At 73.3% G+C, this 10,767-nt stretch carries 12 protein-coding genes, 1 tRNA gene and 1 pseudogene; 10 read left to right on the forward strand and 4 right to left on the reverse strand.

Annotated features, from left to right (window positions below):
- The 4 genes and pseudogenes from E1265_RS39685 to E1265_RS26825 form a co-directional block, all read left to right on the forward strand.
- A pseudogene (locus tag E1265_RS39685) lies at positions 1–115 on the forward strand (2-keto-myo-inositol dehydratase); the annotation flags it as partial.
- Positions 116–199: 84 nt separating this feature from the next.
- Positions 200–1,237 carry a Gfo/Idh/MocA family oxidoreductase gene (locus tag E1265_RS26815; protein ID WP_132933579.1) on the forward strand — a complete coding sequence of 346 codons (1,038 nt, stop codon included), beginning with the start codon at positions 200–202 and terminating at the stop codon, positions 1,235–1,237.
- Positions 1,238–1,278: 41 nt separating this feature from the next.
- Positions 1,279–2,016 carry a GntR family transcriptional regulator gene (locus E1265_RS26820; RefSeq protein ID WP_132933580.1) on the forward strand — a complete coding sequence of 246 codons (738 nt, stop codon included), beginning with the start codon at positions 1,279–1,281 and terminating at the stop codon, positions 2,014–2,016.
- A 114-nt stretch (positions 2,017–2,130) separates the two neighbouring features.
- Positions 2,131–2,205: transfer RNA gene (locus E1265_RS26825), tRNA-Cys, on the forward strand.
- Positions 2,206–2,220: 15 nt separating this feature from the next.
- Here E1265_RS26825 and E1265_RS26830 read toward each other — a convergent pair.
- Both E1265_RS26830 and E1265_RS26835 read right to left on the reverse strand, forming a co-directional pair.
- The gene (locus E1265_RS26830; RefSeq protein WP_132933581.1) at positions 2,221–3,189 is read right to left on the reverse strand and encodes an aldo/keto reductase; all 969 of its coding nucleotides are present in this window, start codon (positions 3,187–3,189) and stop codon (positions 2,221–2,223) included.
- Positions 3,190–3,278: 89 nt separating this feature from the next.
- Positions 3,279–3,647, reverse strand: coding sequence for a MerR family transcriptional regulator (locus E1265_RS26835; RefSeq protein ID WP_132933582.1), 369 nt, complete (start codon positions 3,645–3,647; stop codon positions 3,279–3,281).
- Between the two features lie 66 nt (positions 3,648–3,713).
- Here E1265_RS26835 and E1265_RS26840 point away from each other — a divergent pair, with 66 nt between their 5' ends.
- From E1265_RS26840 to E1265_RS26860, 5 genes are all read left to right on the forward strand, one after another.
- Positions 3,714–4,820: an alkene reductase gene (locus E1265_RS26840; protein ID WP_132933583.1), complete on the forward strand. Its 1,107-nt coding sequence runs from the start codon at positions 3,714–3,716 to the stop codon at positions 4,818–4,820.
- Positions 4,821–4,883: 63 nt separating this feature from the next.
- Complete coding sequence (locus E1265_RS26845) at positions 4,884–5,492, forward strand: helix-turn-helix domain containing protein (RefSeq protein ID WP_279571469.1); 609 nt, start codon at positions 4,884–4,886, stop codon at positions 5,490–5,492.
- A gap of 11 nt (positions 5,493–5,503) precedes the next feature.
- Entirely contained in the window at positions 5,504–6,028 is a 525-nt protein-coding gene (locus tag E1265_RS26850; RefSeq protein WP_132933585.1) for an AAA family ATPase, read from the forward strand.
- 93 nt (positions 6,029–6,121) lie between these two features.
- The gene (locus E1265_RS26855) at positions 6,122–6,889 is read left to right on the forward strand and encodes a phytanoyl-CoA dioxygenase family protein (protein ID WP_243741128.1); all 768 of its coding nucleotides are present in this window, start codon (positions 6,122–6,124) and stop codon (positions 6,887–6,889) included.
- A gap of 50 nt (positions 6,890–6,939) precedes the next feature.
- Complete coding sequence (locus E1265_RS26860; RefSeq protein WP_132933590.1) at positions 6,940–7,578, forward strand: class I SAM-dependent methyltransferase; 639 nt, start codon at positions 6,940–6,942, stop codon at positions 7,576–7,578.
- A gap of 54 nt (positions 7,579–7,632) precedes the next feature.
- On the opposite strand, the gene E1265_RS26865 is transcribed toward E1265_RS26860, so the two are convergent.
- Positions 7,633–8,139 carry a GNAT family N-acetyltransferase gene (locus tag E1265_RS26865; protein ID WP_132933587.1) on the reverse strand — a complete coding sequence of 169 codons (507 nt, stop codon included), beginning with the start codon at positions 8,137–8,139 and terminating at the stop codon, positions 7,633–7,635.
- A gap of 96 nt (positions 8,140–8,235) precedes the next feature.
- Here E1265_RS26865 and E1265_RS26870 point away from each other — a divergent pair, with 96 nt between their 5' ends.
- The gene (locus E1265_RS26870) at positions 8,236–9,399 is read left to right on the forward strand and encodes an endonuclease/exonuclease/phosphatase family protein (RefSeq protein WP_132933588.1); all 1,164 of its coding nucleotides are present in this window, start codon (positions 8,236–8,238) and stop codon (positions 9,397–9,399) included.
- On the opposite strand, the gene E1265_RS26875 is transcribed toward E1265_RS26870, so the two are convergent.
- Positions 9,396–10,637 carry an amidohydrolase family protein gene (locus E1265_RS26875; RefSeq protein ID WP_132933589.1) on the reverse strand — a complete coding sequence of 414 codons (1,242 nt, stop codon included), beginning with the start codon at positions 10,635–10,637 and terminating at the stop codon, positions 9,396–9,398. The two genes, E1265_RS26870 and E1265_RS26875, sit on opposite strands and share 4 nt — an antisense overlap.
- Positions 10,638–10,767 lie beyond the last annotated feature (130 nt).

Genomic DNA, 10,767 nt, shown 5'->3' on the forward strand with positions numbered 1-10,767 from the left:
CCTCGGTACCGACCTCTTCGCCATCGTCGAACAGGACATGTACCCCTGCCCTCCCGACCAACCACTCCCCATCGCCCACCGCACCCGCCACTTCCTCGCCTCATGCGGGGCCTAGCCTCGGCGCGAAGCCTCGGCGCGGCTTCGCGCCGCCGCGCCGAGGCCTGTCATGGAACTTCTCGTAGAAAGCGGTACGCAGCGCATGACCAGCACCACCACGTCCACGGCCAGGACCGCGCTCGGGGTCGCCGTGATCGGGAACGGAACCATGGGGGCGGATCATGTCCGCCGGATCGACCAGGTGGTCAGCGGAGCCCGCGTGGCGGCCGTCGCCGACCCGGACGAGGCCAGGGCCAAGGGACTCGCCGCTGACATCGACGGCTGTACCGCGCACGCCGACCCCACCGCCGCGCTCGACGCGCCCGGCGTCGACGCCGTGTTGATCGCGTCGCCCGGGCCGGCCCACGAGGAGACGCTGCTCGCCGCACTCGACCGCGGGCTGCCCGTGCTGTGCGAGAAGCCGATGACCCCGGACAGCGCCGGCGCCCTCCGCGTCCTCGAGGCCGAGCAGCGGCACGGCACCCGCCGGATCCAGGTCGGCTACATGCGCCGTTACGACGCCGAGTACGCCCAGCTCAGGCAGGTACTGGCCGCCGGAGAGCTCGGCCGGCCCCTGATGCTGCACTGCCGGCACCGCAACGTCTCCGTCCACTCCTACTTCACAGAGCCGATGCTGATCAACGACTCGGTGGCGCACGAGTTCGACGCCGCCCGCTGGCTGCTCGGCCAGGAGATCACCGCCGTCACCGTGCTGCGGCCCGCCCCCAGCCGGAACGCCGCCCCCGGTATCGGCGACCCGCAGCTCGTCGTCTTCGAGACCGACGCCGGCGTCCTCGTCGACGTCGAGATCTTCGCCACCGCCGGCTTCGGCTACCAGGTGCAGGCGGAGGCCGTCTGCGAGAACGGCACCGCCCGCATCGGTGAGGCGCACGGCCTGCTCACCAACGCCGCGGGCCGTTGGGGCGGGTCCATCGCGCAGGACTACATCACCCGGTTCGCCGACGCCTACGACCGCGAGGTGCAGGCGTGGGTCGACGCCACCAGGCGCGGCGAGGTCACCGGGCCGAGCGCCTGGGACGGCTACGCCGTCGCGGCCGCCTGCGAGGCCGGCGTCGAAGCGCAACGCACCGGGCAGCGCGTCGCCGTGAACATGATCGACCGCCCGGCCTTCTACTCCTGAGGTCGTATATTCAGCACCCGAGGACCGAGGAGGGAACCGCGGTGGACGTGAGTTTCAGCATCGACCGCAACAGCCCCGTGCCGCTCTACTTCCAGCTGTCGCAGCAGCTGGAGGCGGCCATCGAGCAGGGCAGGCTGTCGCCCGGGACCCGCCTCGGCAACGAGATCGATCTCGCCTCCCGCCTCGGCCTCTCCCGGCCGACCGTCCGTCAGGCCATCCAGGCCCTCGTCGACAAGGGTCTGCTGGTCCGCCGCCGCGGCGTCGGCACCCAGGTGGTGCACAGTCAGGTGCGGCGGCCGTTGGAACTGAGCAGCCTGTACGAGGACCTGGAGGCCGCCGGCCAGCGGCCGGCCACCCGGGTCCTCGACGTCACCACCGTCCCGGCCCCGGCCGAGGTCGCGGCCGCCCTCGGCATCGCCGAGGGCGCCGAGACCCAGCGCGTCGAACGCCTCCGCCTCACCCACGGCGAGCCGCTGGCGCACATGTGCAACTACCTGCCCCGCGAGCTGTACGACTTCCGCCGCGACGACCTGGAGGCCACCGGTCTCTACCGGCTGATGCGGGCCGCCGGCACCGCTTTGCACAGCGCCCGCCAGTCCATCGGCGCCCGCGCCGCCACCGCCGAGGAGGCCGCGCTGCTCACCGAGCCGCCGGGCGCCCCGCTGCTCAGCATGCAGCGCACCGCCTTCGACGACACGGGCCGCGCCGTCGAGTACGGCACCCACCTCTACCGCGCGTCCCGCTACGCCTTCGAGCTTCAGCTGCTGATTCGCCCCTGAGCCGGGACTTTGTGAACGGCACATGGACCCCCGTGCCGTTCCCGTTGCGGATCACCCGATTCCGTTGACCCCCCACCAGCCACCCGGCAGAGTCGTGATCACGCGAAAGCGCCCGGCCGTGTGCCCGAGTGGTTCAGGGGCTCGCCTGCAAAGCGAGTTACACGAGTTCGATTCTCGTCACGGCCTCCACGATCACGATGACGATCACGCCCGCTCGTCGATGAGACCCTCGGTGCGGAGGTCGTCCCAGAGGGCGTCGGGGACGTCCGCGGCGAACAGGGCGGCGTTCCGCCTGACCTCCTCGGGGGAGCGCACGCCGACCACGATGCCCGCGACCACCGGGTGGCGCAGCGGGAAGGCCATCGCCACCTGCGGCAGGGGCACGCCGTGTGCCTCGCAGACGTCCGCGACGCGGCGGGCGCGGCGCAGGATCTCGGGTGCGGCGGGGCCGTAGTCGAAGGGCGCGTCGTCGGTGGGGCGTGGCGTGGCGAGCAGGCCGGAGTTGAAGACCGAGGCGGCGAGCACGGACACGCCACGCTCGGCGCACGCCGGCAGCAGGTCGTCGAGGGCGCCGTGTTGGACCAGCGTGTAGTGGCCGGAGAGCATCACCGCGTCGACGTCGGTCTCCCGCACGAGCCTGGTCAGCATCCCGGTGTGCCACATCCCGGCCCCGATGGCGCCCACCACGCCCTGGTCGCGCAGCTCGGCGAGCGCCGGGTAGCCGGTGCGCAGGGCCGCGTCGAAGTGTTCTTCGGCGTCGTGCAGGAAGAGCGTGTCGACGCGGTCGACGCCCATGCGGGTGAGGGAGTCCTCGACGCTGCGCAGCACGCCGTCACGGGAGAAGTCCCACACCCGGCGGTGGGTGGCCGGCACGTTGAACTCGTCGACGCGCCCCGCCGCGTCCTGCGGGACGAGGAGGCGGCCGACCTTGGTCGAGACCGTGAACTCGGCGCGCGGCATGTGGCGCAGGAAGGCCCCGACGCGGCGCTCCGAGTGGCCGATGCCGTAGTGCGGGGAGGTGTCGAAGTAGCGGATCCCGCACTCCCAGGCCGCGGCAAGCGTCGCCGCCGCGGTCTCGTCGTCGAGCGAGGAGAAGAGCCCGCCGAGCGGCCCGCCTCCACAGCCGAGCTCCGTCACCTCGACCGCGCTGCGGCCCAGCCTGTTCTTCCGCATCCCGCCGACCCCTCCTCGCCGCGCTCACCTGCGATCAACGACCGCATCCTCGCACCGCGGGCCGGTGGCGGCGACCGTCGGCCCGGGTGTCAGCGGGCGAGATCCGCCGAGGCCGTGTCGATCGCCTCGTCCAGCACGTCGCGGGACCTGAGCAGGTCCCTGATCAGGCCGTCGATGCGGTGTCGCTGCGCGGTCAGCTCGGCGACCAGCTTCTCGTCGCCGCGCTCCGAGAGCCCGCCGTCCACGTCCCGCATGCACGGCAGCAGCCGCGCGATCGTCGCGCTGTTTAGGCCGGCCGCGTAGAGCGCCTGAATCCGGATCACCCGGTCCACCGCCCAGTCGCCGTAGTCCCGGTGGCCGCCGGGCGTACGCTCGGGCCGCAGCAGGCCCTGCTGTTCGTAGTAGCGCAGCGAACGCTCGCTCACCCCGGTGCGGCGGGCCAGCTCACCGACGCGCATGGCGGCACCTCTCCACGAAGAGTGGGACTTGAATCTGACACTGATGTCAAGTTCTACCGTACCGGCATGACGCAGACACCGGAATCCTCGAGCCTCTTCGAGCCCACCCGCCTCGGCCCGCTGCACCTCCCCAACCGCCTGGTCATGGCCCCGCTGACCCGCAACCGCGCCGGCGCCGACGGCGTGCCCGGCGACCTGATGGTCACCTACTACGCGCAGCGGGCGTCGGCCGGCCTGATCATCGCCGAGGCCACCACCCCCAACGCGACCGGCCAGACGTACCCCAACATCCCCGGGATCCACACCGCGGCGCAGGTCGCCGGCTGGCGCCGGGTCACCGACGCGGTGCGCGCCGCCGGCGGCCGGATGTTCGTGCAGCTTCAGCACGGCGGGCGCAACGGCCACCCCGACAACAGCGGTCTGGTCCCCGTGGCCCCCTCGCCGATCCCGCTGCCCGAGACGATCCACACCCCCACCGGCCGCCAACCGTCCGTCACGCCCCGGGAGATGAGCCTCCACGACATCCGCGCCACCGTCGCCGACTTCGCCACCGCCGCGCGCAACGCCCTCGCCGCCGGCTTCGAGGGCGTCGAGGTGCACGCGGCCAACGGGCACCTGCTGCACCAGTTCATGGCCGCCAACACCAACCGCCGCACCGACGGCTACGGCGGCTCGATCGCCGGCCGCGTCCGCTTCGCCGTTGAGGTGGTCCGCGCCGTCGCCGAGGCCATCGGCCCGGAGCGGGTCGGCCTGCGGATCTCGCCGCGCAACACGGTCAACGGCATCGCGGAGGGCGAGACCGAGGAGCTCTACCCGGCCCTCGTCGACGCCCTCGCCGACCTCGAACTCGCCTACCTGCACGTCGTCTTCGCCGACCCGGAGGACGCCCTCCACCGGGAGCTCCGCAGGCGCTGGTCCGGCACCCTGATGGCCAACCCGGACCTGGGGTGGGGCGGCCCGCTCCCCGCCGACGGCGGCCGCGCGGCCGGCGAACGCCTGCTGGCCGCCGGCGCCGACGTCGTCTCCCTCGGCCGCGCCTTCCTCGCCAACCCCGACCTCGTGGAGCGCCTCCGCCTCGGCGCCCCGCTCAACGAGGTCCGCGACCGCCACATGATGTACGTGGGCGGCCCGACCGGCTACACCGACTACCCGACGCTGGCGGCGGTGGCGTGAGGCGGCTCCTCGCTCCGGGCCCCGGGCGGTCGAGACAAGGCCCGGCAGACCCGGCGACGGATCATCGAGGCGGCCGGCGCGCTCTTCGTCGAGCAGGGCTATGGGGCGACCACACTGCGGGAGATCGCCGACCGAGCGGGCGTGGCGGTGCAGACGATCTACTTCGTCTTTCGGAACAAGCCCTCGCTGCTCAAGGAACTCGTCGATGTCGCGATCGCGGGCGACGACGACCCCGTACCGACGATGGACCGGCCCTGGTTCGCGGAGGTCATGACCGCGCCGACCGCCGAGTCCGCACTGGCCGCGTTGGTCGCCGGCACGCGCAGGACACTCGAACGCATCGCGGCCATCAACGAGATGGTCCACGCCGCGGCGACGACCGACCCGGAGATCCGAGAGTTGTGGCCGGACCAGGAAGACCCGCGGTACACGGTGATCTCCACAGCGGCGCAGTCCCTGACGAAGAAGCCGGGCGCCAGTCCCGCCGTCCCCGCCGACGTGGCGGCGGACATCATCTACGCCGTCCTCAGCCCGGAGCTCTTCCTGGTCCTCACCCGCGACCGCGCGTGGCCGGCGCCGAGGTGGGAGCGATGGGCGCACCACACCCTCAGCTCCCAGCTGTTGGTCGACAACGGGCCCCTGCTCGTATCCGAGGAGACACGCACGCCCTAGCATCCAGTGTCGTGATCGTATGGCTCAACGGCACCCACGGCGTGGGCAAGACGACGACCAGTGCCCTCGTGCAGCAGCTGATCCCGGATTCCCGGGTGCTCGACGCCGAGAAGGTCGGCGTGACGCTCATGGACATCACGCCCGGGCTGCCCGCGACGGACAACTTCCAGCACTGGCCGCCGTGGCGGCAACTCGTCGTCGAGACCGCCCGGCGCGTGCTCGACTACACGGGCGGCACCCTGGTGATGCCCATGACCGTTTTGGTTGAGCGGTACTGGCGCGAGATCAGCGCGGGACTCGCCCACCATGCCATCCCGGTGCGGCACTTCGTTCTCCACGCCGACCAGGACACCCTCCGCGCACGCATCGCGGGCGACACCGTTCTCGGCCCCGACTCCCCGTTCCGTCTCCAGTACCTTGAGCCCTACGCCGAGGCCGCCCGCACCTGGCTCCACGACGAGGCCGAGGTCGTCGACACCACACACCTCACGCCCGCCCAGGCCGCCCTGCGGATCGCGGAAGCCGTCAAGGGCTGACGCCTGGTCCGGCCACCCGAAGCGGCGCGAGCGCGTGGTCGTCCGCGGGAATTCGATTGCCGCACCGCGTACCCGTGAAGAGACTTGACCACCGTGTTGACGCGAGCGCAGATCGAGGAGTTCGTCGAGAACGGCTTCGTCCGGGTGGCCGGCGCGGTGCCGACCGACGTCGCCGACCGGTGCCGGGCGGAGCTGTGGGAGGCGACCGGCTGCGACCCGGACGATCCCACAAGTTGGACCAGGCCGGTGATCCGGCTCGGCGGCTTCGCCACCCCGCCCTTCCGCGCCGCCGCCAACGCCCCGGTGCTGCACGAGGCGTTCGACCAGCTGGTGGGCCCCGGGAAGTGGCGGGCGCCGGGCGGCCTCGGCACCTTTCCGGTGCGATTCCCCAGCGACGAGGAGCCGGGCGACGACGGCTGGCACGTGGAGGCCAGCTTCGCGGGCGAGGCGGGCGAGTACCGGCTCAACCTGCGCTCGCGCGGGCGGGCGCTGCTGATGCTGTTCCTCTTCTCCGAGGTGGGTCCCGACGACGCGCCGACGCGCATCAGGGTGGGCTCGCACCGGGACGTGCCGCCGCTGCTCGCGGACGCGGGGGACGCTGGGCGCGAGTGGTTCGAGCTGTGCCGTGACGCGGTGGCCGCCAGCGAGGGGCGCCCGGAGACCACCGCGACGGGCCGGAGCGGCGACGTGTTCCTGTGCCACCCGTTCCTGGTGCACGCGGCCCAACCGCACCGCGGCACGGTTCCACGGTTCATGGCCCAGCCCCCGCTCGTACCCACGGGACCGCTCGATCTCGACGCCGCGTCCCCCAGCCCGGTGGCTCGCCCCGTCGTCGAGGCGCTGGGAAGCGCGGCGGAATGAGCGCGCCCGCGCGGGGCCCGACCGGCCGGGTGCCGCCCTGGGCCGTGCGCATGACGACGACCGCGTTCGACGAGTCCGAGCGCCGCGCCTGGGCGGGGCGGGCCGCCGCCTACGCGGCCGGCTTCGCGCGGCTCTGCGCACATCCGGTGCCGCGTCTCCTCGACGCGGCCGAGGTCGGCCGTGGCACGCGCCTCCTCGACGTCGGCACCGGCACCGGCACCGCAGCGCTGGCGGCCGTCGGCCGTGGCGCCAGGGTGACGGCCGTGGACGCCGAACCCAGCATGGTGGAGCTGGCCGCCCGCGCCGCGCCGGACGTCGACGTGCGGCTCGCCGCGCTGCCGAACCTGCCTTTCGAGGACGGCGAGTTCGACGCCGTCGTCGGCAACTTCGTCCTCAATCACGTCGGTCGACCCCGCGCCGCGCTCGCCGAGCTCCGCCGGGTCGCCCGCCCCGGCGGGCGCCTCGCCCTCACCGTCTGGGCCGTCCCGGCCGGGCCCGGGCAGACGCTCCTCGGCCGCGCCGTCGCGGCCGCCGGCGTCGCCACCATCGGCCAGCTGATCACCCGCCAACCGGCGCCGGTCATCGCGGAGATCAGCTCCCACTTCGAGCGACTGAGCGTCGAATTCACCACCGAGGACGGCGCTTTGCTACTGCCGCACTCGGCACTGCTGGCGAGGGGCCGTGCGTAGCGCACTCTTGGCCCACAGTCCGTGGGGTCGCCTCCGCGAGGACGCCCTCGCCCGTCAGGTCGGCTCGGCCGGCGCCGCGTAGCAGTGGACGGGCACCGTCTGGTCCGGGCTCCAGCGCTGCTCCACCGTGGTCAGCCGCTTCCAGCCGAGCCGCTCGTAGAGCGCCGCCGCCGCGGTGTCGGTGGCCACGACGTCGAGGACCGGGTGCCGGCCCGCGTGCCGCGCCTCGTCGACGGCCCGGCCGATCAGCAGGGCCCCGAGCCGGTGCCCCCTGGCCCACGGCGCGACGAACAGTCGGCTGAGCACCGCCGTCGGTCCCTCGCGCCACAGCCCGGGCGTCACGTCGCCGTCGCCGGGTCGCGAGAGGGCGACGTGTCCGGCGACGCGGCCGTCGAGTTCGGCGACCCAGGCGCCGAGTCGGTCGCCGGACGACAGCCAGTCGGCGGGGCGGGCCGGCCAGTGCACCGGGTAGCCGTCGCGTCGGTGTACCTCCGCCAGCACCCCAACGCACGCGTCGAGATCGTCTTCCGTCCTCGGCCGGACCGTGCACTCGTCGTTCACCAGGAGATTCAACCACCGGCACCCGGGCGGTCTTGACCACGCTACCCGCGTAGCTCATTCTGTCGCCGACATGTCAACAGGCGGGCGGAGGCGGACATGCGTCGATGGCGTGGGCTCGTGGGTGCGTTGGCGGTGACCCTGCTCGCGGGTCTTGGCGTGGTCGCGACGGGCTCGGGGCAGGCGGCGGCCGCCACCGTGTCGTTGCGGGTGCTGAACTGGAACGTACAGGGCGGCCAGGGCACGGACGGCGTCACGGACTTCGACCGGATCGTGTCGGTGATCCGGCAACAGAGCCCGGACGTGGTCACGTTGCAGGAGCTGCACGACAACCGGGCGATCGGCGGCGAGAACCAGTGGCAGACGCTGCTCGACGCGTTCCCCGGCTACCAGGCGCACTTCGCGCGCAGCGACGACAACGCCTTCGGCGGCTCGGCAGGGAACCTGATCCTCAGTCGGTATCCGATCCAGGAGCGGCTGACCGCACTGCTGCCGCAGTACCCGGCGGACACGACCGCCGTGCGGCGCAGCCTCGGCGGGGTGCGGATCAACGTCGGCGGCACCGATGTGCGGATCTACACGACGCACCTGTCCTCAGGCGTCGGCGCCGAGGCGACGGAGCGGCGCAACCGGCAGGCGCGTGAGGTCGTCGACCGGGTCTCGTCGGGCGCCACCATGCGGACGCCGATGCTGCTGACCGGCGACCTCAACGTCCGCCCTGACAACGAGATCCGGCCCTGGTTCGCCGCCCCCGGCTGGCTGGACGGCTGGACGCAGCTCAACCCCAACACGGGCGCCGAGACGGTGACGCTGCCCGGCAACGGGGACGACGCGCGCATCGACTACGTCTACGCGACTCCGTCGTTCGACGTGACGGCGGCCAGGACGGTGACGACGAGCGCCTCCGACCACCGCCCCGTGGTGGTCGACGTGGCGGTGCACGAGCCCCGGCTCGCCACCACCGGAACGGTGCTGGCGGGCGCCGCCCAGAACGCTGGCTGGGCCAACGCCACGGCGTACGGCGACGGCAGCGTGCGGCTCCGGGTCTGCGACAACCTCGCCGACGGCTGGGGCGTCCGCGCCCATGTCTCCGCGACCTCCGGCGGCACCCGCCTCCTCACCGGCAACGACCCGGCCTTCGCCGACCGCTGCTACGCCTTCAACGCCTCGCCTGGGACGGCGAGTTCGCCGGTGGTGCGGGTCTGTCTCTACCAGGGGACCGTCGAGAAGGAGTGCCGCGAGGTCCGGGCGACGGCGAGCTAGCCGGCGGTGACGTGCGCGGCCGAGGCCGCCAGCGCCGTGGTGAGGTCGGCGGGCACGTCGAGCGGGACGGGCTGCCCGGCGACCAGGACGGTGTGGACGTTGCCGGGGTGGGCGGCCGTGACGACGGTGGCGACGGGGTTGTGGCGGCCGCCCAGGAGGTTGATGTCGGTGGCGCGGAGCAGCACGAGGTCCGCGTCTTTGCCGACGCCGAGGGAGCCGACGCGGTCGGCGAGGCCGAGGGCGGTGGCGCCGCCGATGGTGGCCTGGCGCAGGACGTCGGCGGGGGAGAGGCGGCCGCCGGTCAGGGCGGCGCGCATCAGCGAGAACATGTCGCCCGCGGTGGCGCTGACGACGTCCACGCCGAGGGCGGCCGTGACGCCGTGCGCGCGCAGCCGGTCGGGGAGCGGGGGCCCGAAGTCCATCCGGGCCTCGACGGCGGGGCAGGCGACGACGGCGGCGCCGGCCTCGGTGATCAGCGCGAGCTCGTCGTCGGGGAGCGAGTTGCCGTGCGCGAAGGTGAGGTGGGGGCCGAGGAGGCCGGCGGAGCGCAGGGTGGCGATCGGGCGTTTCGCGATCGGGCCGCTGCCGATGTGGGTGAAGATCCGGAGGCCGAGCTCGGCGGCGAGCCCCCAGGCCTCCTCGACGGCCGCCATGGGGGAGTAGGCGGGGCCGAGCGGGGCGAGGGCCAGGGTGATCAGGTCGTCGGGGGCGGGCGCGAAGTGTTCGCGGTGGACGCGGCGGATCTGGTCGGCGGTGAGCCCCTCGCCGAACGGCGGCTGGCCGAGGCCGAGCACGGCGCGGATGCCGGAGCCGCGCAGCGCGAGGATCGCGGCCTCGGCGTGGTCGGGGGTGAACAGGATGTGCGCGTAGTCCTGGACGGTGGTGATGCCGGAGGTCAGGCACTCGAGCGCGCCGGCCAGCGTGCCGACGTGGACGTCGGAGGGGCGGTAGCGGGGCGCGATCTCGCCGAGGACGCGGGTGAGGTAGTCGCCGAGGTCGGTGTCGTCGGCGGCGATGCCGCGCAGCGCGGCCTGCCACACGTGGCGGTGGGCGTCGACGAAGCCGGGCAGCACGATCAGCTGGCGGCCGTCGATCACCGTGGCCTCGGGCGGCGTGGCGAGGCCGGGGCCGACGGCGGCGATGCGGCCGCCCTCGACGAGCAGGTCGTGGGTGGGGAGGGCGATGGCCTCGGGGTCGGTGTCGATCAGCAGGGCGTCGCGGATCAGCAGGCGTTCCATGGCTGCCCGGTTTATCACGTTCCGGGGCGTGCCCGACGGAGCGTAGCCGTCGCCATACCGTGACGTGCGGGGGACCCCGGCGTGGAACGTCCGGATGGAGAACGTGCGTCACGGTATGACGGGGGACGTT

The organism is Streptomyces sp. 8K308, from assembly GCF_004348315.1.
In the GTDB taxonomy this organism is placed as follows: Bacteria; Actinomycetota; Actinomycetes; order Streptomycetales; family Streptomycetaceae; genus Streptomyces.